Consider the following 23524-nt stretch of genomic DNA (forward strand, 5'->3'; position numbering starts at 1 on the left):
CGATGGACGACCAGCAACGTTACGAAGCGGGGATGAAGGTGCGTCGCGCGGTGCTCGGCGACGCGCACGTCGACCGCTCGATCCAGAACCGCACCGAAGTGACCGACGAATTCCAGAACCTGATCACGCGCTATGCGTGGGGCGAGATCTGGACGCGCGACGGCCTGCCGCGCCATACGCGCAGCCTGCTGACTATCGCGATGATGGTCGCGCTGAACCGCGGCGAGGAACTCGCGCTGCATCTGCGCGCCGCGCGCAACAACGGCGTGACGCGCGACGAAATCAAGGAAGTGCTGCTGCAGACCGCGATCTACTGCGGCGTGCCGGCCGCGAACTCCGCGTTCCATCTCGCGGACAAGATCTTCAAGGAACAGGATGGGGCTGAATAACACGGCCGGCTCGCGCCGGACGTGACCCGATCGCGACGCCTGTCGCTGCCGGCAGGTGTCGACGACGCATGACGCGCCGGCGGCGAATCGGCGCGCAAACAAGGAAAGACGCGGCCATCAGGCCGCGTTGTTTACATAGGAGACTCGCGATGAATCGCGCACCCGTGGTCGATGTTCAGACCTTCATCAACGAGCAGCCGTTCGGCGGCTTCCAGTGGCTCGTATTCCTGATGTGTTTCGTGATCGTGCTGCTCGACGGCTTCGATACGGCCGCGATCGGCTTCATCGCGCCGTCGCTGCTCGGCGAATGGAACCTCACCAAACCCGATCTCGCACCCGTGCTGAGCGCCGCGCTGTTCGGCCTTGCGTGTGGCGCGCTCGTGTCGGGCCCGCTGTCCGACCGCCTCGGGCGCCGTTCGCTGTTGTTGGGCTCGGTGTTCCTGTTCGGCGTCGCGTGTTTCGTTTCCGCATTCTCGACGACCATCGGGCACCTGACGGTGCTGCGCTTCGTCACCGGTGTCGGCCTCGGCGCCGCGATGCCGAACGCGGTCACGATGATGGGCGAGTTCTGCCCGGACAAGCGCCGCGCGACCGTGATCAACCTGATGTTCTGCGGTTTCCCGCTGGGCGCCGCGTTCGGCGGCTTTCTCGCCGCGTGGATGATCCCGCATTTCGGCTGGCGCAGCGTGCTGATGCTCGGCGGCGTGACGCCGCTGCTGCTCGGCGTGCTGTTGCTGCTGAAGATGCCCGAATCGGTGCGTTTCATGGTCGCGCAAGGCCAGAGCGTCGACCGGATCCGCGCGACGCTTTCGCGGATCTCGCGCGATGCGCTGAACGCCGGCTCGTTCGCGATGACCGAATCCGCGCCGCAGACGGGCAGCAAGGGAATCGGCGTCGTGCTGTCGCGCTCGTACGTCGTCGGCTCGGTGATGCTGTGGCTCGCGTACTTCATGGGGCTCGTGATTTTCTACGCGTCGATCAACTGGATGCCGATCCTGCTGAAGGATGCCGGCCTCACGCCGAAGAGCGCGACGCTGATTTCCGCGCTGTTCCCGCTCGGCGGCGTCGGCGCGGTGTTGTGCGGCGTGTTGATGGACCGTTTCAATGCGAATCGCGTGATCGCCGTGTGCTACGCGCTGACCGCGGTCAGCGTGTATGCGATCGGGCAGGCGGCCGGGAACGTCGGGCTGCTCGTGCTGGTCGTGTTCATCGCCGGCGTGCTGATGAACACCGCGCAATCGTCGATGCCCGCGCTTGCCGCTGCGTTCTATCCGACTGAAGGGCGCGGCACGGGCGTGGCGTGGATGCTCGGTGTCGGCCGCTTCGGCGGGATCGCCGGGTCGTTCCTCGTCGCCGAACTGACGCGCCGGCACTTCTCGTTCGCGGGTGTGTTCGCGACCATCGCGGTCGCGGGCTTGCTTGCGTGCCTTGCGTTGTTGATCAAGCAGATGGCCCGGCCGCACGGCGTCGCGCAGCCGGGCGGCAAGATCGAGTCGCTCGGGCATTGAGCAGGATCGGGGCCGGGGCGATGCGCGCCGGCCTTTTGCTTGTTGCGAAAGGTCGTGAGTCGAGCGACACGCAACGACGGACCGGGCCGCGTCAGCGGCCCGTCGACTTTGCGGCCGTCGCGCCGCTACTCTTCCGCGTCGTGTTCCTTGACGAAGTTGCGCAGATACGCACGCAGCGCGGCCTCCTGGCTGCGATGATCGGCATGGTTCGCGGCGCCCATCTCTTCCTCGTCACCGAACAGCGTGGGCGGCGCGCAGTACGTGCCCACTTCGATGTTTTCGCGCAGCACCCGGATCTCGTGCGTGAGTGGGTGGTACTCGGCGATCCAGTGCATGCCCTCGATGTGCTCGCCGGCTTTCAGCATTGGCTTCATCGGCAATCTCCATGCAGGGCAGCGGTGCAGCCGGCGAAGCGGCTGCACGCGCCCTTACCAAAAGGGTACGCCTGCATGGCGTGAAGCTCAACGGGGGCGCTCGTGAGCGCTTACTGCGGGAGCAGGTGCGCGACGAGGGGATACAGCGACAGGATCAGCAGCACGGCCATCGTCACGTTGAAGATGCGCAGCGCGCGGCGGTTCGACAGGAAGCGGCGCAGGCCCTGGCCGAACGCGGCCCACAGGCTGATGCACGGAAAGCCGATCAGGATGAACACGACGGCCATCCACGCGGCGTTCATCCCATAGTCGGCGGACAGGCGGATCGTCGTCGCGGCGGTCAGCACCATCATCCATGCCTTCGGATTGACCCACTGGAACGCGGCGGCTTCGAGGAACGTCATCGGCCGCGGCTTGGCGCCCTGCGCCTTCACTTCGCCCGATGTGCCGATACGCCATGCGAGGTACAGCAGGTACGCGACGCTCGCGATTTCGAGGATGGTATACAGGACCGGCACGCGCCGGAACGCCTCGCCGAGACCGAAGCCGACGCACAGCATCAGTATTGCGACGCCGATGCTGATGCCGAACAGGTGCGGCATCGTGCGGCGGAAACCGAAATTGACGCCGGAGGCGAGCAGCATCGTGTTGTTCGGGCCGGGCGTGATCGACGTGACAAGCGCGAACAGCATGCCGGCGGGCAATGCGCTGACGGTGAGGAAGTCCATCGCGGATTCTCCATTCGTGTTCGGGACTGGGATGGAGCCAGTGTAGCGACGGTTTTCTGTACAGTACCGGTACAGTTTGATGGATGGATGCCGGTACGGGAACGGCGAGATGCGTATTAGATTGAAGTCGCCGGATCGTGCTCGGCATGCTGGCGCGGGCCGGGCCACCAGCCAACAGGTCGATCACGGGTTGGCCGCGCGCGCCGCTTCCATCACACGCAACACCGGCCGGCCGCCAACATCCTTCAGCGGAAAGTACGAGCGATGCGTGGCCGGATCGACAGCGACGACGTGTGCATTCGGCCCGAGCCGGCCTTCGCCGAGTTTGACGACATCCGAGCCTCTGACGCCGAACATCGAAACGACGCCGGCTTCACCCGCGACATAGAGCGCGTCCGACGCGGAATCGAACGCCAGCACGTCCGGGCCGCCGCCGATATGGAACGCTCGAACCACATGCCGCGCGCGCATATCGAAGACGAGAAGCGTGTCATTGTCCTCGCACGCGATGAAGGCGAGGCGACTGCGCGGCTCGATCAGCAAACCGTGATTGCCTTTCGCACCCGGCAAGTCGAGACGGTCGACGACACGGTCCGTCGCCGGATCGATTTCGACGAGCTGACGACGCGTCTGGACGTTCACGAAGATGTGCCGGGAGACCGGATCGTACTGCGTGTTGCCGGCCTCGCCGTCGAGCGGAATCGTCGCGACGCGCCGGTTGCTCCGGACGTCGATGACCGTTTCCGTTTTTCCGTATTCGTCGGATACGTACAGCTTGTGCACGTCGGCTGCATAGGCCATCCCGTCGGGATAATGCCCGCCCGGCATGCGCGCGACGATTTTCAGCGTCGCGGCGTCGATCGCGACGATTTCGTCGGACCCGGTCGCGGATGCGTAGATGCGCGACAGCTCCGGCACGGCAAGGACGCCATGTACCGACGATACCGCCGTGATCCGTGCGATCACGCGTGATGCACGCGTATCGAAAGCAATCACCTCGCCGTCGCCGAGGTGGGCGATCAGGAGCCGGTTGCGGGTCGAATCGAGACTTGCGTAGTCGAGCCGGGTCGGGCGGCCCGGCAACGCAATGTCCGCGACGTGCTTCAGCGGCAGGGCGCCGATCGACGTATCGTCGCCCGCGGCGAATGCCTGGTGAATCGACTGGCTCGACGCGCCGAACCCGCCGCACAGCGCGACGAGCAGGGGCAGGCTGGAGCGCCAGTGTCCGGCGTGCTTCATGATTTCCTCCCGCGACGGCCGCCGCCGCATTTGCGATGCGGCGTCGTCGCTTTGCATGGTTCCCCGCTCGTTTGTTGTTCCACCATGGTCGCCGCTCACCGCGGCCGCTCGTCGTTTGGTTCGACGTGCCGAAAAGCTGCGAGCAGCGTGAGGTCGTACGCGATCTTCAGCACACCGCATGCGACCAGCGGCGCACCGAGCCAGCCGAGACCGAACAGGCCGCCGGCCAATGTCGGCGCGAGCGCGGCCGCGAGGCTGCGCGGGACGGACGTAAAGCTGGCCGCTGCCGGTCGCTCAGCCGGCGTGACGACCGCCATCACGTAAGCGGTTCGTGTCGGCACATCCATTTGCGAAAGCGCGCTGCGCATCAGCAGCAGCGTCAACGTCAGCGGCAACGTTGGCGCGAGGGCGGCGCCGATCAGGCAGACGCTCGACGGGATATGCGTGAACACCATCGTGTTCAGCAGGCCGATCCTGCGCGCCAACGGCGCGGCCGCGAGCTGCGAGCTGGCCGAAAGCAGGCCCGCCCAGAAGAAGAACCGGCCGGCGGCGGCGATCGAGAGGCCGAAGCGCTGCATCAGCCACAGCGACAACAGCGAGTTGACGACGAGACCGCCCGCGAACGCGTCGACGCTGAACAGCATCGCCAGCCGGATGACGATCGGGCGCGACGGGCCGAGCGGCGGCGGCGCTTGCGTTGCCGCGTGCGTCTCCGGGCGCGGCAGTCGCCGATACAGCATGCAGACGACGATACCCGTCGCCGCATAGACCAGAAACATGCCGCGCATCGCGCTCAGCGTCGTGATTCCGGTATGTGATTCGACGAAGATCGGCAGGCCGGCCGCAAGGGATCCGACCGCCGCCGAGACGGCACCGACGAGGCTGTATCGGGCAAACAGCGCCGTGCGAGCGTCGCCGTCGGCTGCTTGCGCCAGACGCGACTGTTCGAGCGGCAGAAACAGGCTGACGTCGCCGGAGCTCGGATTGAGCGTGCCGGCGAAGGCGACGACGAACAGCGGCCACAATGCGGAGAAGCTCGCGAAGCCGATTCCCGTCGCTGCCATCAGCGCGGCCGCGAGCGTCAGCATGCGGCGCTGCGTGAAGCGGCTCGCGAGCATGCCGATCGCGATCGTCGCGAGTGCGGAACCCGCCAACGTCGTGGTGCCGATCAGGCCGACATCCAGTTGCGAAAGCCCGAGCGACAGCAGATACGCGGGCAGCAGCACGGCAACGAATCCATCGCAGAAACCGCGCAGGCCGCGGCTCGCGAGGATGAGCCATGCGGCCTCGTCCACGCCCGCCGGCAGTATTCGGCTGGCGAGCGTCGATGCGCGTCGGCTGTCAGGCAGGGGCATCACGCCGGCACCACGCGTAAAGCGCATCGTCGATGAATCGCGCAGTCAGCCATGACCACTTCCCCGCAGTGAGGCTCAATGATGGAGCAGCGGGTAGGCCACCAGCCCCACGAGCGCGGCAGCCGTGACGATGACCGGCTCCTGCAACTTCTTGAAACGCCACAGCAGCAGCACGGTACCGACGGCGAGCAGTGCGGTCGGCATGTCGACGATCGAGCGTTTCGCGATGACGAGGACGGAGCCCGTGATCGCCCCAACAGCCGCGGCGGTGATTCCGTCCACGAACGCCTTGACGTCCGGGCGGTGCCCGTACTTCTTCACGTACGGCGCGGGAATGACGGTGAACAGATAGCAGGGCAGGAACGTGCCGAGGGCCGCGACGCATGCGCCGGGCAAGCCCGCCACGAGATACCCGATGAAGCCGACGGTGATCACGACGGGACCGGGCGTGATCATCGCGACCGCGACCGCATCGACGAACTGCTTGTCGTTGAGCCAGTGATGTTCGGTGACGACGCCGCCGTAGAGGAACGGCACGATCGCAAGCCCGGAGCCGAACACGAACGCGCCTGCCTTCGTGAAGAACGCGCCGATCTGAACGAGCTGCGGCAGATCGATGCCGCTCAGTATTCCGCTGGCGGCCGGCAGATTGGCCGCGGCAACCGCATTCAGTCCGCCCCGGTGCAGCCACTTGGGCGGGGCGCGCCACAGCCAGCCGACCACGCCCGCGACGAGGAACAGCCACGCGATTTCCGATTCCGTGATGAAGGTCACGGCGGCGAGCGTCACGAAGATTGCGCAGAGCAGCTTGTCGTGGCCAACGGTTTTCGTCGTGAGCTTGTAGGCGCTCATCGCGATGATGCCGACCACCGCGGCGCCGACGCCGTAGAAGACGGCCTGCATCCAGGACAGCCCGCCGAAATGCGCGTACGCGAACCCGAGCGCGAGCACCATCAGAAACGACGGCAGCACGAACGCGAAGCCGACGAGTGTCGCACCGAGAATGCGGTAGTGAACGAAGCCGAGATAAATCGCGAGCTGGGCCGCCATCGGCCCCGGTGCGAGCTGGGCCAGCGTGAGCCCTTCCTTGTAGTCGGCCTCCGTGATCCAGCCGCGGTGCTCGACCAGGTCGCGACGCATGTAGCCCGCAAGCGCAACCGGCCCGCCGAAGCCGAACGTGCCGAGACGCAACATGTAGGCGACCAGCTCGCCGAGCGAGTAGGTCGGTTCGGTCGTGGCGATGGCAGTGGTCATGACCTGGCTCCGGTTTCGTTCTTTCCGCTCGACGAGAAATGCGCGTGCAAGGCGTCGAGCACGGCGCTCATCTGCTCGAGCAATTGATCATCGTTCTCCGTGCGCTGGCGCGTGCCGGCCATCACGGCCTCGAAGCCGATCGCCTCGGGCGCCGCGGGGCCGCCCACGTCGAGTGCGTGCACGATCTCGGCGAGCCGCGCGAGCGCAGGGTTTTTGTCGAGGCCGAAACTGGCCAGCAGCACCTCGAACGTCACGCGCTCGCCGACATGCGTGAACGTCGCACCGTCGAAATCGAAGCCCAGCGCGTCAGCTGGACAATCCGCCGGCGATGCGAGCCAGATGAAGCGGGCGCGTGCGTCGATGAAGCGGCGGATCAGCCACGCGCTGGCGACGCGATCGACCCAAATCCGCTGCCGCGTCGCCCAGGTGCGGCCCTGATATTCGTCGATCGCCAGCGGGCGGATCGCGCGGTCCGCGGCGTGCGGCTCACCCGGCGACAGCACGGTGTCGACCAGTGCGACGAAATCCTGCAGCGCGACTTCGGCGCGGGTGGCCGAGTCGCCCGGGAAATAGTCGATCGCGCGGATGGCGTCGAAATCCTTGCGCATGCGCCGCAGCAAACGTGTCAACTCCGTGGCCGACTGGCCCGCGAGCGTCTTGCGGGCGTCCGCAAGGGCCTGGATAAAGGCGGCGTCATCCTCTCCGCGATCGAAGAGCGCGCGGAATTCCAGTTCCTGCTGCGCATCCAGGCTCGGCGCGCGTAACAGGTGAGCCGTGCCGCCACTTTCGGCAATCGACCCCGCGAGGTCGCGCAGCGTGCCCTCATGTTCTTCGGTGTACGGCAGCAGGTAGATGCCGTCGCGCAATACCGCGCAGCCCTTTGCCTTCAGCGCGCGCCAGAACCGCATGCGGGCCGTCGCGTTTTCAGTCGGAAGGGTCAGAACGAGGAGCGACCAGGTAGAGATTGAATTCATGTAGGTAAATCTACGTGAAGGTTGCGATTGCTACAAAAATACTTCGCGCATGGCCATCTGATGTCGCCCCCCGCCTTGCGTTAGCCGGGTCTATGCCCCTCCCCCCTATATGGAAAGGCGATTTGAGATATAGTCCCCCCCGCTATAGGAAGGAACCACCATGAGCCACACCATCAAGGACAAGCAGAAGCTGCTGAACCGGGTCCGCCGTATCAAGGGACAGGTCGAAGCGATCGAACGCGCGCTGGCGGACGAGCGCGGTTGCAACGAAATCCTCCGCCTCATCACCAGCGGCCGTGGCGCGATGAACGGCCTGCTCGCGGTCGTGCTCGAGGAGCACATCCGCAGCCATCTGGTCGACGCCGAAGGGCACGACGACGAAGGCAGCGCGACCGAGCAACTGATCGAAGTCGTACACAGCTACTTCAAGTAAAGGGAGGCGGAATGAGCAATTTCAGCGACGACGCCTTCGGCGAAGCGCACGACCACATTTTTCTCGGTGCGGCGCACGAGCAGAACGAACGCAGGACCTGGATGGTCATCGCGCTGTGCGCGGCGATGATGGTGGCCGAGATCGTCGGCGGGTCGCTGTTCGGCTCGCTGGCGCTGATCGCGGACGGCCTGCACATGTCGACGCACGCGGGCGCGATGCTGATCGCCGCGTTCGCCTATACCTATGCGCGCAAGCATGCGAACGATCCGCGCTTCGTGTTCGGCACCGGCAAGCTCGGCGACCTCGCCGGTTTCACGAGCGCGATCGTGCTCGCGATGATCGCGCTGCTGATCGGGTACGAAGCGGTCGCGCGCCTGCTCGCCCCGGTCCCGATCCATTTCGGCGAGGCGATCCCGATCGCGGTAGCCGGCTTGCTCGTCAACATCGCGAGCGTCTGGCTGCTGAGCGGCGATCATCATGGCCATAGCCACGGTCATGGCCACGGTCATCACCACGGGCACGACCATGGCGATCACGACGATCACGACCACGACCACGAAGAGGAAGCGCACCGAATCTTCGACCCGCAGGGCGCATTCGTCGTGTCGGTGTTCGAGGCGGGCGTCCCGCCGGTTTTCCGCGTCGCGCCTGCGACGCACGAGACGACGCTCGTCGATGCGGGCGCCGTGTCGGTGACGACGATCCGCCCGGACGGCTCGCGTCAGGTGTTCGCGATGCAAAGCCGCGATGGGTATCTGGAGTCGACCGAAGCCATTCCCGAACCGCATGAATTCAAGGCGATCGTGCGCTTGAACGGCCGCGAACACGAACTGGCGTTCGAGGAACACGATCATGGCGCGTCCGCGGCGGCGGCGCGCGATCACAACATCCGCTCCGCCTACATCCACGTGATCGCCGATGCCGCGGTTTCCGTGCTGACGATCGGCGGGCTGCTGCTCGCGCGTGCGTTCGGCTGGGTGTGGATGGATCCGCTGGCCGGCATCATCGGCGCGTTGGTGATCGCGAACTGGTCGTACGGCCTGATGCGCGACACGGGCGGCATCCTGCTCGACATGAGTTCGGATCGCCGTCTGGCGGACAAGGTGCGCGGCGCGATCGAAGGCACTGGCGACCGTGTCGGCGACCTGCATGTGTGGCGGCTCGGGCCGGGGCACATGAGTGCGGTCGTGTCGGTGACGACGACCGATCCGGATCGGGATGCGCGCTTCTATCATGGCGTACTGCAGCGATTCAGAAATCTGTCGCACGTCACCGTCGAAGTCGTGCCCGCGACGCGAGGACGATGAGCATGGCGGTCAAGTCCCCTTGTGTGGACGTGTGTTCGTTCGACGGTCGCACCGGCTACTGCGTGGCATGCCTGCGAACGCGCGACGAGGCGCGTGGCTGGAAGAAGATGACGGACCACCGGCGCCATCAAATCGTGAACGACCGCGCGCGGCGGCATGCGAAACTGACGCGGGAAACGACCGACTGATCACGACACCATGAGCGCTCCGTCACCGATTGTCCGCAAACCTGCGATTCCACGGACCGTGTGGGCCCTGGGCCTCGTGAGCCTCTTCATGGACCTGTCGTCCGAGCTGATCCATGCGTTGTTGCCGATCTACCTGGTGTCGACGATGGGCATGAGCGTCGCCGCGCTCGGCGTCCTCGAAGGGGCGGCCGAAGCGACGGCGATGATCGTCAAGGTGTTCTCCGGTGCGATCAGCGACTGGCTCGGGCGCCGCAAGGGGCTGCTGCTGGTCGGCTACGGGCTCGCGGCGCTGACCAAGCCGTTGTTTCCGCTGGCGTCCACGCCGGCCGTCGTCGTGGCGGCCCGCCTGCTCGACCGCGTCGGCAAGGGGATTCGCGGCGCGCCGCGCGACGCGCTGGTGGCCGACATCGCGCCGGCCGAAATCCGCGGCGCGTGCTTCGGCCTGCGTCAGTCGATGGATACCGTGGGCGCGATTTTCGGGCCGATGCTCGCGATCGTGCTGATGCTGTGGTTCGGCGATCGCATTCGGACCGTGCTGTGGTTTGCCGTGGTGCCGGCCTTCGTCGCGATTGCATTGATCGTTTTCGGCGTGCGGGAGCCCGAGCAGTCGAAACCGGACCGGCGCTTTCGCTCGCCGCTGCGCTGGAACGCCCTGCGCGAGTTTCCCCGCAGCTACTGGTTCGTCGTCGCGGCCGGCGCGACGTTTACGCTCGCGCGCTTCAGCGAGGCGTTCCTGGTGCTGCGTGCGCAGCAGACGGGGCTCGATGCGGCATGGATTCCGGCCGTAATGGTCGCGATGAGCGTCACCTATTCGCTGTCGGCCTGGCCGGTCGGCAGCGTGTCGGACCGGCTCGATCGCCGCGTGCTGCTCGCGGCCGGCATGGTGTTGCTGATCGTGGCCGACCTGCTGCTCGGCATCGGCACGTCGACGATCTCGATGTTCGCCGGCGTGGCCGTGTGGGGGCTGCACATGGGCTTCACGCAGGGCATCCTCGCCGCGATGGTGTCGGAAACCTCGCCGGCCACGCTGCGCGGCACCGCGTTCGGCGTATTCAATCTGGTGAGCGGCATCTGCATGCTGCTCGCGAGCAGCATCGCCGGCGCGCTGTGGACGCATTTCGGCGCGTCGGCCACGTTTCTCGCGGGCGCGGCGCTGGTCGTCGTGCCGCTGTGCCTGTGCCGGTTCATGCCGCGACCCGGCACGTCCCACGCGTGACGCGACGCCAGCCGGGTCTGCCGACGTTCGGCTCAAGGCCGAGCTGACGGCCGGGCACGACGGTGCCCGAAGAACGCACCCGCCGTCGCGGTCCACCCGTCCCCGACCCCGGCCGGCGAGGGTCCGCCTCGCCTCCTTTCCCGCGCCGCGCATCGCCCGCTGCTTTCAGATTTGAAAGATTGTCCGGTGTTTGCGATAGAATGCCCCCCCTGTTCGTCGTGGCCGTGCCCGCGGACGGGCACCGGCACTCGAAACGGCGCGCCGCGCTCGTGGACCACCGCTCTCATTTCGATGCCGGCGATCTCCCTGCCGTTGGAAACACAAGTTCTGTAATTTGGATTGCTAATGAAGAAGAAGCACAACATCACCAAGTACATCGTCATCGCGATGGTGCTTGGCATTGCCGTGGGCTACGCCTGTCATAGCGCGTTTCCCGACCCGAAAATGGCCAAGGAAGTCGCCGGCTACGTGTCGCTGCTGTCCGACGTGTTCCTGCGGCTGATCAAGATGATCATCGCGCCGCTGGTGTTCGCGACGCTGACGGTCGGCATCGCGCAGATGGGTGACAGCGGCTCGGTCGGCCGCGTGGGCGTGAAGGCGTTCGGCTGGTTCATCATCGCGTCGTTCACGTCGCTGCTGCTCGGCCTCGTGACCGCGACGATCCTGAAGCCGGGCAGCCACCTGAGTCTGCCGTTGCCTGCCGCCGACGCGGCGCTGAACCTGAAGACGGGCGCATTCACGCTGAAGGACTTCATCGTCCACCTGGTGCCGAAATCGATCGCCGAGGCGATGGCGAACAACGAGATCCTGCAGATCGTCGTCTTCTCGATCTTCTTCGGCACCGCGCTGTCCGCGCTCGGCGACGCCGGCAAGCGCCTGACCGGCGTGATCGACGATCTCGCGCAGGTCATGCTGAAAGTGACGGGCGCGGTGATGTGGTTCGCGCCGGTCGCCGTGTTTGCCGCGCTGGCGTCGACGATCACGACGGAAGGGCTCGGCATCCTGCTCACGTTCGCGAAGTTCATGGCGAGCTTCTACCTGGCGCTCGCGCTGCTGTGGGGCGTGCTGACGCTCGCCGGCGTGGCGTTCCTCGGCAAGCGCGCGTTCACGCTGATCCGTCTGATTCGCGAGCCGTTCCTGCTGTCGTTCGCGACGGCGAGTTCCGAAGCCGCGTATCCGAAGCTGCTCGACGCGCTCGACCGGTTCGGCGTGAATCGCAAGATTTCCAGCTTCGTGCTGCCGATCGGATACTCGTTCAACCTCGACGGCTCGATGATGTACTGCACGTTCGCGGTGCTGTTCATCTCGCAGGTGTACGGGATCGACCTGCCGCTCGCCACGCAGATCACGATGCTGCTGATGCTGATGGTGACGTCGAAGGGGATGGCGGGCGTGCCGCGCGCGTCGCTCGTCGTGATCGCGGCGACGCTCAACCAGTTCCATCTGCCGGAAGCCGGGCTGTTGCTGATCATGGGCGTCGACATGTTCCTCGACATGGGCCGCTCGGCTACCAACGCCGTCGGCAATTCGATCGCAGCGGCGGTGGTCGCGAAGTGGGAAGGCCAGCTTGGCGAATCGCGCGACGACGCGGATTCGGACGGCGGCGGCGAGATCAAGCAGGTGAAGGCACGGGAGACGGCGTAGTCCGCGTGATTTCCCTGCTGTAAATGATGTGCACCGGCCCGGATTCCACATGGATTCGGGCCGGCGCGATAACCGCCAGCGGTCATTCCTTTACCCGTCTTTACCCGCATCCGGCGATTTTCCCGATTCGCCGAAAAACCTTCCGCCATTTCCGATACGCCGCATTCGACACCGCGGCGATATTCCCGCCATCGATAGCTGCACGGCCCCGATAGCATGCGCGAACGCGCAAGTGATCGTTCACTCTCGCGCAGTCGCACGCCCCGCCTGCACGAGCAGCTCGCAATTTTTTTCGATTTATATGACGCTATTCTCGGCGTTGCCGATTATCGAATGCACGCGCGATGTAATACCGACTGCACCGGGTGATTTAGCGGAAGTATTTACGCATTGCCGATTTTCAAACCATCCGGCTGCTCCTTCATGTGAATGACTCCACCATTCAGGAGAGCATCAGCCATGGTCGTCAGAAAACCGATTCAGGTCGTGCTGCTCGCCGCCACGATCGCCGCGATCGCGCCGGCCGGAAACGCGGCCAATACCACCGACTGGATCGCGAATACCTACGGCACGCTCGCGGCGCACGTCGGCAACGTCGCGCGCTCGATGTGGGTCGCGCCCGAAGGCGTGATCTACACCGCGTCGATGTGGGACGAGGACGAGGGCGGCGTCGCGATCTACCAGAACGGCAAGAGCGTCGGCTCGATCGGCACGCATTCGGAGTTCCAGGGTAGCGCGATCACGGGCAATGCGACGTCGCTGTTCGTCGCGCTGCAGCCCGGCAACGGATACGGCAGCGGCGCGGTCGGGCGCTACAACCGCGCCACGCGGTTCCGCGACAAGCTGATTCAGGTGACCGCGGCGACCAACCAGCCGCGTATCGACGTCGTCACCGGGCTCGCCACGGCCGGCTCGCTGCTCTATGCGAGCGATTTCTACGGCAATCGCGTGCGCGTGTTCACGACCGACGGCGTGTGGCAGCGCGACATCGGCGTGTCGGCACCCGGCGCGCTCGCGGTCGACGGTGCGGGGAACATCTGGGTCGCGCAGAAGAGCGCGGGCTCGGTCGTCGAATTCAGTCCGGCCGGCGCGCCGTTGAACACGATCCGGCTGGCCGCCGGGTCGCAGCCGTCGGCGCTCTATTTCGACGCGGCGGCGGGGCAGCTGATGGTCGGCGACGAAGGCCCCGACATGAACATCAAGCGCTATTCCGTCGCGGGGCGGCCCGCGCTGGCCGGTACGTTCGGCGTGCGCGGCGGCTATCTCGACACGACGACGGGCATCAAGGGGCAGGTCGGCGCGAAGCGCTTCACCCGCATCGCCGGCATCGGCAAGGACACGGCCGGCAACCTGTACGTGCTCAACAACCCGTGGGGCGGCAGCTGGGATCTCGGACGCAACGGCGCGACCGACATTCACGCGTACAGCAGCGCCGGCAGCCTGCGGTGGACGCTGCAGTCGCTCAACTTCGAAGGCATCGCCGCACCGGATCCGGTCACCGACGGCGCGCTGTTCTACAGCGGCACCCACGTCTACAGCGGCACCGCGGGCGGCACCTTCGTCGCGAACACCGTTGATCCGTTCGCGTATCCGTCGGATCCGCGCATCAACATGAGCGACACGCAGCGCGACGAGCACTTCGGGCTGCTGACGTCGGTCGGCGCGAACCGGATTCTCGTCGCGGCGGGGCAGAATCCGCCGGTTTACTACTTCTTCCACTTCAACGCGGCCAATGGCTACGTCGCGATTCCCGACGGTTCGATCCCGGGGCCCGCGTTCAACACGACCCGGCGCGTGTCGGCCGGCTTCAGCCTCGACGGCAAGGGCGGCGTCTGGGCCGGCCTCGACAAGACCGGCGCCATTTATCACTATCCGCTGACCGGTTTCGACGCAAGCGGCAAGCCTTCGTGGGGGCCGGGCGTGCCGACGCCGGTGCCGGCCAGCATCCAGCCGCTGACGCGCATCGTCTATCTCGCCGACAGCGACACGATGGTGCTCGCGCAAGGTGTGGTCGGCAGTACCGACTGGACGTCGATCGGCACGCGCATCGAGGTGTACCACGGCTGGAGCGCCGGTAACACGACGAAGCCGAATCCGGTGATCACGCTGCCGCACAGCGGCGCGAAGTCGATCGACGCGGCCGGCAATCACCTGTTCGTCGGCTACTGGTTCAGCAGCAGCGGGCCGCTGTGGCCGAACATCGATGCGTTCAACCTCGACACCGGCAATCTCGACACGACGCTCGTCAACGCGAGCCCCGCGACCGTGGATACCAGCAGCGCGATCGATGCCATGTACAGCGTGCGCGCGTACCGCCGCTCGAACGGCGAATACGTGGTGACGAAGAACAACGTGAAGGGAAACAGCATCACCGTCTATCGGTGGACGCCGTGACGGCGACGCATCGAACGTGACGATGACACCGCGATGGCTGTCATCGAAACGCCTTCGCTGTAACCATGTGTAATAAGCCGGCCCGCAACGGAGCCGGTCATCCGCTTGACATTGGGCGGCGATGTAATGCCGGCACGTCGGCGATCGCCGACGCAACGCACTCGATCGATTGGCACAGGCCCCCGCCACCGCGCGGCACGGGCAGACGAGGCCAGGATCATGCCGGACACGTCAGACGGTAATCGCCCCCACAGGTATAGAGGATTCCTATGAGAAATAGCCAGGTCAAGCGCGCGCTCCGACTCGGAGCCGTCATGTCGGCCGTGCTGCTTGCGTCGCACGCGCACTCGGAAGGTTTCGACGCCGCCGACGCCACCCGCGTGCCGAGCGGTCAGTTCGTCACGCCGCTCGCCGTGCGCGGCGCGGTCCAGCAGTTCCTGAATCCGGGGTTGCCGGCCTATCCGCATTTCGTCGCGGGGGAAGCCGTGCGCTCGCAATTGAGCCCGGACGGCAAGACGCTGGCGATCATCACCGCCGGCCAGAACTCGCTGTACAAACCGGACGGTTCGGTCGACACCGCGGCCTCGACGCAATTCATCTTCCTGTACGACGTCGGCGGCGCGAACAAGACGCGCCCGATGCTCAGGCAGGTGCTTCAGCAGACCAATGCGTTCGTCGGCCTGGCGTTTTCGCATGACGGCAGCAAGCTGTATGCGACCGGCGGCAGCGACGATGCGGTCTACGTCTATGCGCAGCAGGGCGGCGCGTGGGCGCTGTCGACGACGATCGCGCTCGGCCACGCGGGCAAGGGCGTCGGCATCCGCGTGCAGCCGAACGCGGCCGGGCTTGCGTTGTCGGCCGACGGCAAGACGCTCGTCGTCGCGAACAACTACAACGATTCGATCAGCGTGATCGATACCGCGACCAACAACGTGCGTTACGAGCACGACCTGCGTCCGTTCTTCTCCGGCAACGAAGGTCGCAGCGGCGACGCCGGCGGCACGTTCCCGTTCGCGGTCGTGATGAAGGGCAACGGCATCGCGTACGTGTCGTCGGATCGCGATCGCGAGATCGTCGCGGTCGACGTGTCGTCGCCGTCTCGAGGCCGGCTGGTCAAGCGCATCAAGCTGGACGGCAACGCGCTCGGCATGACGCTCGATGCGTCGCAATCGCGGCTGTTCGTCGCGCAGGACAATGCCGACCAGGTCGCGGTGATCGACACGAACGCCAACGCGATCGTGACCCGGATCGACGCGCGCGCGCCGGCGGGCGTGCTCGCGCACGGCCAGGCGCATACGGGCGCGGCGACGTATGCGGTCACGCTGTCGCGCGATGGCCGCACGCTGTATGCGACCAACGCCGGCGCGAACGAAATCGCCGTCATCCCGCTCGTCGGCGAGCGCGCCTATCGCGTCACCGCCCTGATTCCGACCGCGTTCGAGCCGCACGACGTGACGTTCAGCGCCGACGGCACATGGATGTACGTGGTGAACGGCAAGAGCACGACCGGCCCGAACCCCGGCCACCTGTTCGGCGCGACCCCCGCGCAGGCCGCCGCGTCGCACGCGTCGAACGAGTATCAGTTCCAGCTCGAGCGCGCGTCGCTCGTGAGCGCGCCGGTGCCGGCGGCCAACGAGTTGCCGACGCTCACGCAGCAGGCCGCGCGCAACAACTTCTATCGCCCGGAAGACAACGACAGCGACAACGAGGTGATGGGCTTCCTGCGCCGTCACATCAAGCACGTGATCTACGTCGTCAAGGAAAACCGCACGTTCGACCAGGTGCTCGGCGACATCGGCAACGGCGCCAACGGCGATCCGAAGCTGGCCCAGTTCGGCCGCAACATCACGCCGAACTTCCATCGTCTGGCGAGCCAGTTCGTGACGCTCGACAACTTCATGAACCCGGGCGACGGCAGCATGGACGGCTGGTCGTGGGCGCTGCAGGGGCGCGTCACCAACACGGAGACGATCACCCAGCAGATCAACTACGCGGCGGTCAATCGCGGCCTGTCGTACGAGAGCGAGGGCACGAACCGCAACGTGCCGGTCAACTGGGCGTCGGTGCAGCAACGCGATGCGGCGGCCGGGCCGGCCGGCACCACGAACTACAGCAACGCGGCCGCCGGCCTGCCGGGCGGCGCGGCGAACCTGCTGCCCGGCACCGGCAACCATGCGTCGTCCGATGCGCCGTTCGGCCGCCAGCGCGGCTACATCTTCGACGCGGTGCTCGCCGGCGGCGGCACCGTCCGCAACTACGGCTTCCTCGTGAACAACATCGGCAGCATCGGCACGGCGGCGAACCCGATCGTCGATCCGCGCGCGGCAGGCGTCGTTCAGGTCGCCGCGCTCGACCCGCGGCTGGCGTCGATGACCGACGTGTATTTCCGCGGTTTCGACCAGACGTATCCGGACCAGTGGCGCCTCAACGAGTGGAAGCGCGAGTTCGACCAGTACGTCGCGAGCGGCAACCTGCCGACGCTGTCGCTGGTGCGCCTGTCACACGATCACATGGGAGCGTTCGGCACGGCGTTCGCCGGCGTGAACACGCCGGAGACGCAGCAGGCGGACAACGATCTCGCGGTCGGCCGGCTGGTCGAGGCCGTCGCGAAGAGTCCGTATGCGAACGACACGCTGATCGTCGTGACCGAGGACGACGTGCAGGACGGCCCCGACCACGTGGATTCGCATCGCGGGCCTGCATACATCGTCGGGCCGTACGTGAAGCAGGGCGCGGTGATCCGGACGCGCTACAGCCAGGTCAATGCGCTGCGCACCATCGAGGACGTGCTCGGCACGCAGCACATGAACCTGAATACCGCCTACCAGCGGCCGATGACCGACGTGTTCGACGTGCACGGCCCTGCGTCGTGGAGCTACACGGCCGTCGCGTCGACGGCGCTGAAGGGCACCGGGTTGCGGCTGGCCGAAGGGGCGGGCGAGAACCTGCTGCAATACGCATCCGGGCCGGATGTCACGCCGAAGCATGACGCGGCGTACTGGGCGAAGGTGACGGCGAAGTTCGACTTCGACGATGCCGACGAGGTGCCGGCGGATCAGTTCAACCGCGTGCTGTGGAAAGGGATGATGGGCGCGAAGCCGTATCCGAAGCTCAGGGGTGTGACGCAGAAGGTCGCGAGCCGCGACGACGACTGATCGCTCTGCCGCCCGGTGTGGAAGCGGGCCTTCCTCGCGGGAGGGCCCGTGTTTTTTGCAAGGCGAGCGGTGACCGTCGACACGGGCGGGATCGGACGCGTCCGGGAACGGCGGGCCGGAGCGCCCAATGTCATGCACGCCACATCAGCGTCGCACTGCTTTCCGTTTCCGCCACGAGCCGGAACCCGAGCCGCTCGTAGAGACGCCGCGCCGGGTTGCCGTGCAGCACGCTGAGCGACACGGGCACGTGCGCGCGTGCGGCTTCGATCAGCAACTCACGCAGCACGGCTTCGCCGATGCCTTGTCGCTGTCGCGACGGGAGGATCTGGATCTGGTGAACGTGCCATTCGTCGACGGAGCGTGTGACTTTCAGCAAACCGATTGCATCGGCGCCGGCGCCTGCGGAGACGATCATCGCGTCCTCGAAGTTCGCGCGAATGCGCCGGTCGTGCGCTTCGTCGTCGGTGGGGGCGCCGACGCGTTGAAGATGCTCGGTCATCGTGAGTCGGCGGAGCGTCAGCAGGAACGGCAGGTCGGCGGCGGACGCCGGGCGCAGGCAAATGGCGGGGGGCATGGTCGGGCAGCGTTCGCGCGTGGATTCCATGGATCGATTCGTGACGTGAAGCGCAACGGCGACACGAGGCCCCGCTCAAGCGCGCTTGACGGACGCAGTATACGAAGGGTCGAAGGCACCGCTCGCCGCCGTTCGGTCGGCGCCCGCGAACTCGTCGCGCAATGCGCGATACAGCCGCCGATAGCGCGCGAGCCGGCTTGCAAGCAGATCCGCCGCGACGGACTCGGGCGCGATCGCTTCAGTGACGGGCGGGGCGACGCAGACTTCCGCGAGCGTGTCGTCCGTCGCGGCGAGACGCGCGAGCCGCGCGGCGCCGAGTGCTGCACCGACCGCGCCGTCCGCATGGCGATGGATCGCCAGCCCCGTCGCATTCGCGCACAGCCGCGCCCAGAATGCGCTTCTCGATCCGCCGCCGATGAACGACGCGGTGCCGAGTGTCGTGCCGGCCGCGCGCAGCGCATCGTAACCGTCGGCCATCGCGAATGCGACGCCCTCCATCACCGCATACGCGAGGTCGTCCGCATCGTGTTCGCCGGATAGCCCGAAGAACACCCCGCGCGCATGCGCGTCGTTGTGCGGCGTACGCTCGCCGCCGAGATACGGCAGGAACAACGGCGCCCGGGCGGGGTTCGCGCGTTCGGCGCGCGCGGCCAGCGCGCCGGCGGTCGTGGCGTGCGCGCGGGCCAGCCAGTCGAGGCTCGCGGCCGCGGAGAGGATCACGCTCATCTGGTGCCAGCGCCCTTCGATGCAATGGCAGAACGCATGCACGGCGGCGTCCGGGTTCGGCATGAAGCGGTCGTTGCCTGCGAACAGCACACCGGACGTGCCGAGCGACAGGAAGCCGCTGCCGGCCCCGATGACGCCCATGCCGATCGCCGATGCGGCGTTGTCTCCCGCGCCGCCCGCGATGGTCACCGGCCCGGCGATGCCCCATTCGCGCCGCAGCGCGTCGCGCAGTTGCGCGGCGGCGGCATTGCCTTCGACGAGGCGCGGCATCTGCGCGCGCGACAGCTCGGTCGCGGCGAGCATCCGGTCGGACCAGTCGCGCCGCGCGCAATCGAGCCAGAGCGTGCCCGATGCGTCCGACATGTCGGAGACGAATTCGCCGGACAGGCGCCAGATCAGGTAATCCTTCGGCAGCAGCACCTTGTGCACCGCGCGGAACACGGCGGGCTCGTATTTGGCGAGCCACAGCAGCTTCGGCGCGGTGAAGCCCGGCATCGCCATGTTGCCCGTGATCGCGCGCGTGTTCGGCACCAGCGCCTCGAGCTCGACGCATTCGGTGCCGGCGCGCGTGTCGTTCCACAGGATCGCGGGGCGCAGCACCTGGTCCGCGCGATCGATCAGCGTCGCGCCGTGCATCTGCCCGGACAGCGCGATCCCGCGCAGTGCGGCGAAGCCGGCCGGATGCGCGGCACGCACGGCCGCGATCGCGTCGAGCATCGCGTGCCACCACGCCTGCGGGCTCTGTTCGGACCAGTGCGGATGCGGCCGGCTGATCGACAGCGCGGCCGCGCCGCTCGCGAGCGGCACCGATCGGGAATCGGTGAGTAGAACCTTGACCTCGGACGTACCGAGATCGATGCCGAGAAAAGTCACGTATGAAGCATCCTGTCTGGGGTGCGCGACGGCGCTCGCCGCGGCGGCGGTGCATCGTCGCCGCCATGCGGTTCGTTGAGCCGGTGCAGCGCGCGGAATTTCGACGGCGGCACCTGCTTCATCGCGAGAAACTGACGGTTGAAATTCGACAGGTTGTTGAAACCAACCCGGTAGCAGATGTCGGTCACCGTCAGATCGGAAAACATCAGCAACTCGCAGGCTTCCTTGATGCGCAGCCGGTTCAGGTAGCGCACGAACGACGAACCGGTGTGGCGCCGGAAAAAGCGCGTGAACGTGCTGACGCTCATGCCGGCGAACGCGGCGACGTCGGCTTCGCGCAGCATGCCGGGCAGGTTCTGTTGCAGGTACGACAGCACCTGGTTGATGGTCGACGACATATAGTGCTGTGCGTCGCTGCGATAGCCGGGACCAGCGAGCATGCGTCGTTCGCCGCACGACGACAGCCGGTCGAACAGCGACATCAGGACCTCGACGCGCCGGCAGCCGTGTGCGTTCGCGAGTTCGAGCATGAGCGGCGCGACCTCGACACCGACGTGATCCGGAAACTGCACGCCGCGCGCGGCATCGTCGATCAGGTCGATCACCGGCTGCAGCTCGCTGAACGCGCCGACCATCTTGTCGATCGCGTCGCGCGAGAACTGCAGCACGACGTCGCGCGACGGCACGCGTTCGCCGTCGGCAAGCTCGCTGACCCAGTTGTGCGGCAGGTTCGGCCCCGTGACGATCAGGTTGCCGGGGCCGAAATCGCCGATGTGGTCGCCGACGAACACCTTGCCGTGCGACGCCTGGATCAGATGAATCTCGTACTCCGGATGAAAGTGCCACTTCGCGACCGAATGCGGGTAGTCGTGAACCCACGCGCGGAACGATTCGTCGCGGTGGGTGGGAACGATCTCGAGATCCGGGTTCATCGTGTGCTCCGTCGTGGCGTGCCGGCGTGCTACGAACGGGACATCGACCAGCCCGTCGCGGCGGGCGGCGTGGCGCGCGTCGCGGCCGCCGGCGGCACCGCGTGCGCGATCGGGTTCGCGTCCGGCAGCGCGACGTTGCGCTCGGTGCCGGCGTCGAACAGGTGCAGCGCTTCTTCGTCGAAGCGGAACGCTACCACGGCGCCGGGCGCCGGGGCCATCGGTGCCGGCACGAGGGCCGCGCAGGGCTGGCCGTGCCAGTCCAGCGTGACGAGCGCCTCGGCGCCGAGCAGCTCGACGAGTTCCACCGTGCCGGTCAGCGCGAGCACGCCCGGGGCCGGATCGCCTTCGGCAACGAGTCGCAGGTGGTTCGGGCGGATTGCCGCCTTCACCTGCTGGCCGTGCTGCAGCCGCGCGAAGCGCGGCGACGCGAGCGGCCAGCGCGCGCCGTTGCAGTCGAGCAGCAGGTTCGCGCCGGCGCGCTCGATCGTGCCGTCCGCGAAGTTCATCGCGGGCGTGCCGACGAACCCCGCGGCGAATACGGTGTGCGGCTGGCCGTACAGCTCGGCGGGCGTGCCGATCTGCTCGATGTGGCCGCCGCGCATCAGCACGACGCGGTCCGCGAGCGTCATCGCCTCGAGCTGGTCGTGCGTGACGTACAGTGTCGTCGTCTTCAGCCGGCGGTGCAGCCGCTTGATGTCGCCACGCAACTGCGTGCGCAGCTTCGCGTCGAGATTCGACAGCGGTTCGTCGAACAGAAACACAGCCGGCGTCTTGATCATCGCGCGCGCGATCGCCGCGCGCTGCTGCTGACCGCCCGACATGGCGCGCGGCCGCCGCTCGAGCAGCGCATCGAGGCTCAGGATGCGCGCGACGTCGCGCACGCGGCGGTCGATCTCGTCGGCCGGTACCTTCAGCCGACGCAGGCCGAACGCGATGTTGTCGTACACCGTCATGTGCGGATACAACGCGTAGTTCTGGAACACCATCGCGACGTTTCGCTCGCGCGACGGCAGATCGTTGACGACGGCGTCGCCGATCACCAGCTCGCCGCCGGTGATCGCCTCGAGACCGGCGATCATCCGGAGCATCGTCGACTTGCCGCAGCCGGACGGGCCGAGCAGCACGATGAATTCGCCGTCGGCGATCTCGAGGTCGAGCGGGTGCAGCACGGCGGGGCCGCCGTCGTAGTGTTTCGACAAAGCCTTGCAGATGATCTGGGCCATGGCTCAATCCATTTCGATCTGAATCTTGACGTCGCGCGGCTGCCCGCTCGCCGCTTCCTCGAACGCGCGCACGCCTTCGGAAAACGGGAACGTGCGCGAGATGAACGGCTTGACGTCGATCGCGCCGGACGCGATCAGCGCGAGTGCGCGCGGAAAGATGTTCGCGTAGCGGAACACCGATTCGATGCGGCCTTCCTTCGCCTGCAGCGCGACCACGTCGAGGGGGACCGGCGCGACCGGCATCCCGATCAGCACCGCGCAGCCGCCGGGGCACATCAGCTCGACGAGGCTGGCATACGCGTTCGCACTGCCGCTCGCCTCGAACACGACGTCCGCGCCCCAGCCGCCGGATGCCTCGGCCACCGCGTCGGCGAGCGGCTGCGTGCGCACGTCGACGGTCGTGACGGCCGGGTTGTCGGCGAACAGTGCGAGCTTGTCCGGCACCACGTCCGCGAGGATCACGCGTGCGGCGCCGCCCGCGAGCGCGGCGAGCGCCGTCATCGCGCCGATCGTACCGGCACCGATCACGACCGCGAGGTCGCCCGGCTTCATCGCGGCCTTCTTCGCGGCCTGCAAGCCGATCGACAGCGGCTCGACGATTGCGCCTTCGGCGAACGACACGTTGTCGGGCAACCGGTACGTGAACGCGGCCGGATGCACGACGAACGGCGTCAGGCAGCCATGTATGGGAGGCGTCGCCCAGAAGCGGACGTCGGGGTCGAGGTTGTAGAGGCCGCGCAGCGTCGCGGGCGAATCGAGGCGCGGCACGCCGGGTTCCATGCAGACGCGGTCGCCGACGCGCAGGTGCGTGACGGCGGCGCCGGTCTCGACGACGGTGCCGGATGCCTCGTGGCCGAGCACCATCGGCGCGTCGACGCGGAACGGGCCGATGCCGCCGTGCGCGTAGTAATGCACGTCGCTGCCGCAGACGCCGACCGTATGCACCTTGATCCGGACGTCGCCGGGGCCGACCTCTTGCGGCAGGTCGATGTCGCGCAGCGCGAGCTCGCGCGTGCGTTCGAGTACGAGCGCTTTCAA

The 23524-nt window shown here is 66.9% G+C and carries 19 protein-coding genes and 1 pseudogene; 9 read left to right on the top strand and 11 right to left on the bottom strand.

Going from position 1 to position 23524, the window contains the following annotated elements; genetic code table 11:
* Positions 1-2 precede the first annotated feature (2 nt).
* Positions 3-389: a 4-carboxymuconolactone decarboxylase gene (gene pcaC, locus ACV22W_RS21030; protein WP_448021458.1), complete on the top strand. Its 387-nt coding sequence runs from the start codon at positions 3-5 to the stop codon at positions 387-389.
* Between the two features lie 149 nt (positions 390-538).
* On the top strand, positions 539-1897 hold the full coding sequence (locus tag ACV22W_RS21035) for an MFS transporter (protein WP_448021459.1): 1359 nt from the start codon (positions 539-541) through the stop codon (positions 1895-1897).
* A 125-nt stretch (positions 1898-2022) separates the two neighbouring features.
* Here ACV22W_RS21035 and ACV22W_RS21040 read toward each other — a convergent pair whose 3' ends face one another.
* The 6 genes from ACV22W_RS21040 to ACV22W_RS21065 all read right to left on the bottom strand — a co-directional run bounded on the left by ACV22W_RS21040 (position 2023) and on the right by ACV22W_RS21065 (position 7821).
* The gene (locus ACV22W_RS21040; RefSeq protein WP_059818331.1) at positions 2023-2271 is read right to left on the bottom strand and encodes a hypothetical protein; all 249 of its coding nucleotides are present in this window, start codon (positions 2269-2271) and stop codon (positions 2023-2025) included.
* Between the two features lie 110 nt (positions 2272-2381).
* Entirely contained in the window at positions 2382-2999 is a 618-nt protein-coding gene (locus ACV22W_RS21045) for a LysE family translocator (protein ID WP_059692651.1), read from the bottom strand.
* 183 nt (positions 3000-3182) lie between these two features.
* A complete protein-coding gene (locus ACV22W_RS21050) occupies positions 3183-4238 on the bottom strand; it encodes a YncE family protein (protein WP_448021461.1) in 1056 nt (351 codons plus the stop codon).
* A gap of 95 nt (positions 4239-4333) precedes the next feature.
* Positions 4334-5494, bottom strand: coding sequence for an MFS transporter (locus ACV22W_RS21055; protein WP_448021640.1), 1161 nt, complete (start codon positions 5492-5494; stop codon positions 4334-4336).
* Positions 5495-5668: 174 nt separating this feature from the next.
* Positions 5669-6847 carry a chromate transporter gene (locus ACV22W_RS21060; RefSeq protein ID WP_448021463.1) on the bottom strand — a complete coding sequence of 393 codons (1179 nt, stop codon included), beginning with the start codon at positions 6845-6847 and terminating at the stop codon, positions 5669-5671.
* Positions 6844-7821 (bottom strand): chromate resistance protein ChrB domain-containing protein, encoded by a 978-nt coding sequence (locus ACV22W_RS21065; protein ID WP_448021464.1) that lies wholly within the window; start codon positions 7819-7821, stop codon positions 6844-6846. Before ACV22W_RS21065 ends, ACV22W_RS21060 begins: the two co-directional genes overlap by 4 nt.
* 160 nt (positions 7822-7981) lie before the next feature.
* Here ACV22W_RS21065 and ACV22W_RS21070 point away from each other — a divergent pair, with 160 nt between their 5' ends.
* The 7 genes from ACV22W_RS21070 (at position 7982) to ACV22W_RS21100 (ending at position 18158) form a co-directional block, all read left to right on the top strand.
* Positions 7982-8254 (top strand): metal/formaldehyde-sensitive transcriptional repressor, encoded by a 273-nt coding sequence (locus ACV22W_RS21070; protein ID WP_448021465.1) that lies wholly within the window; start codon positions 7982-7984, stop codon positions 8252-8254.
* A gap of 11 nt (positions 8255-8265) precedes the next feature.
* Positions 8266-9561, top strand: a complete 1296-nt coding sequence (gene dmeF, locus ACV22W_RS21075) for a CDF family Co(II)/Ni(II) efflux transporter DmeF (protein ID WP_448021467.1) — start codon at positions 8266-8268, stop codon at positions 9559-9561.
* Positions 9562-9563: 2 nt separating this feature from the next.
* The gene (locus ACV22W_RS21080) at positions 9564-9749 is read left to right on the top strand and encodes a DUF1289 domain-containing protein (protein ID WP_059508013.1); all 186 of its coding nucleotides are present in this window, start codon (positions 9564-9566) and stop codon (positions 9747-9749) included.
* Between the two features lie 10 nt (positions 9750-9759).
* A complete protein-coding gene (locus tag ACV22W_RS21085) occupies positions 9760-10965 on the top strand; it encodes an MFS transporter (RefSeq protein WP_448021469.1) in 1206 nt (401 codons plus the stop codon).
* A 345-nt stretch (positions 10966-11310) separates the two neighbouring features.
* The gene (locus tag ACV22W_RS21090) at positions 11311-12609 is read left to right on the top strand and encodes a dicarboxylate/amino acid:cation symporter (protein ID WP_448021471.1); all 1299 of its coding nucleotides are present in this window, start codon (positions 11311-11313) and stop codon (positions 12607-12609) included.
* 459 nt (positions 12610-13068) lie between these two features.
* Entirely contained in the window at positions 13069-15003 is a 1935-nt protein-coding gene (locus tag ACV22W_RS21095) for an SMP-30/gluconolaconase/LRE-like region family protein (protein WP_448021473.1), read from the top strand.
* 269 nt (positions 15004-15272) lie between these two features.
* Complete coding sequence (locus ACV22W_RS21100; protein ID WP_448021474.1) at positions 15273-18158, top strand: beta-propeller fold lactonase family protein; 2886 nt, start codon at positions 15273-15275, stop codon at positions 18156-18158.
* 130 nt (positions 18159-18288) lie between these two features.
* Here ACV22W_RS21100 and ACV22W_RS21105 read toward each other — a convergent pair whose 3' ends face one another.
* The 5 genes and pseudogenes from ACV22W_RS21105 to ACV22W_RS21125 form a co-directional block, all read right to left on the bottom strand.
* The gene (locus ACV22W_RS21105) at positions 18289-18732 is read right to left on the bottom strand and encodes a GNAT family N-acetyltransferase (RefSeq protein ID WP_448021642.1); all 444 of its coding nucleotides are present in this window, start codon (positions 18730-18732) and stop codon (positions 18289-18291) included.
* A gap of 141 nt (positions 18733-18873) precedes the next feature.
* Positions 18874-20331 (bottom strand): annotated as a pseudogene (gene xylB, locus ACV22W_RS21110) (xylulokinase); the annotation flags it as partial.
* On the bottom strand, positions 20328-21263 hold the full coding sequence (locus tag ACV22W_RS21115) for an AraC family transcriptional regulator (RefSeq protein WP_448021475.1): 936 nt from the start codon (positions 21261-21263) through the stop codon (positions 20328-20330). The gene ACV22W_RS21115 and the pseudogene xylB, both read right to left, overlap by 4 nt.
* 29 nt (positions 21264-21292) lie before the next feature.
* Complete coding sequence (locus tag ACV22W_RS21120) at positions 21293-22486, bottom strand: ABC transporter ATP-binding protein (protein WP_448021476.1); 1194 nt, start codon at positions 22484-22486, stop codon at positions 21293-21295.
* Positions 22487-22489: 3 nt separating this feature from the next.
* Positions 22490-23524, bottom strand: a complete 1035-nt coding sequence (locus tag ACV22W_RS21125) for an NAD(P)-dependent alcohol dehydrogenase (RefSeq protein WP_448021477.1) — start codon at positions 23522-23524, stop codon at positions 22490-22492.

This window comes from Burkholderia sp. AW49-1 (assembly GCF_053427845.1).

Excerpts from the sequence above, each read along its gene's own strand:
- ACV22W_RS21070 (WP_448021465.1), top strand. The coding sequence starts at position 7,982 with ATGAGCCACACCATCAAGGACAAGCAGAAGCTGCTGAACCGGGTCCGC.
- ACV22W_RS21100 (WP_448021474.1), top strand. The coding sequence starts at position 15,273 with ATGAGAAATAGCCAGGTCAAGCGCGCGCTCCGACTCGGAGCCGTCATG.
- ACV22W_RS21105 (WP_448021642.1), bottom strand. The coding sequence starts at position 18,732 with ATGCCCCCCGCCATTTGCCTGCGCCCGGCGTCCGCCGCCGACCTGCCG.
- ACV22W_RS21095 (WP_448021473.1), top strand. The coding sequence starts at position 13,069 with ATGGTCGTCAGAAAACCGATTCAGGTCGTGCTGCTCGCCGCCACGATC.
- pcaC (WP_448021458.1), top strand. The coding sequence starts at position 3 with ATGGACGACCAGCAACGTTACGAAGCGGGGATGAAGGTGCGTCGCGCG.
- ACV22W_RS21115 (WP_448021475.1), bottom strand. The coding sequence starts at position 21,263 with ATGAACCCGGATCTCGAGATCGTTCCCACCCACCGCGACGAATCGTTC.
- dmeF (WP_448021467.1), top strand. The coding sequence starts at position 8,266 with ATGAGCAATTTCAGCGACGACGCCTTCGGCGAAGCGCACGACCACATT.
- ACV22W_RS21085 (WP_448021469.1), top strand. The coding sequence starts at position 9,760 with ATGAGCGCTCCGTCACCGATTGTCCGCAAACCTGCGATTCCACGGACC.
- ACV22W_RS21035 (WP_448021459.1), top strand. The coding sequence starts at position 539 with ATGAATCGCGCACCCGTGGTCGATGTTCAGACCTTCATCAACGAGCAG.
- ACV22W_RS21065 (WP_448021464.1), bottom strand. The coding sequence starts at position 7,821 with ATGAATTCAATCTCTACCTGGTCGCTCCTCGTTCTGACCCTTCCGACT.
- ACV22W_RS21050 (WP_448021461.1), bottom strand. The coding sequence starts at position 4,238 with ATGAAGCACGCCGGACACTGGCGCTCCAGCCTGCCCCTGCTCGTCGCG.
- ACV22W_RS21060 (WP_448021463.1), bottom strand. The coding sequence starts at position 6,847 with ATGACCACTGCCATCGCCACGACCGAACCGACCTACTCGCTCGGCGAG.
- ACV22W_RS21120 (WP_448021476.1), bottom strand. The coding sequence starts at position 22,486 with ATGGCCCAGATCATCTGCAAGGCTTTGTCGAAACACTACGACGGCGGC.
- ACV22W_RS21090 (WP_448021471.1), top strand. The coding sequence starts at position 11,311 with ATGAAGAAGAAGCACAACATCACCAAGTACATCGTCATCGCGATGGTG.
- ACV22W_RS21040 (WP_059818331.1), bottom strand. The coding sequence starts at position 2,271 with ATGAAGCCAATGCTGAAAGCCGGCGAGCACATCGAGGGCATGCACTGG.
- ACV22W_RS21080 (WP_059508013.1), top strand. The coding sequence starts at position 9,564 with ATGGCGGTCAAGTCCCCTTGTGTGGACGTGTGTTCGTTCGACGGTCGC.
- ACV22W_RS21045 (WP_059692651.1), bottom strand. The coding sequence starts at position 2,999 with ATGGACTTCCTCACCGTCAGCGCATTGCCCGCCGGCATGCTGTTCGCG.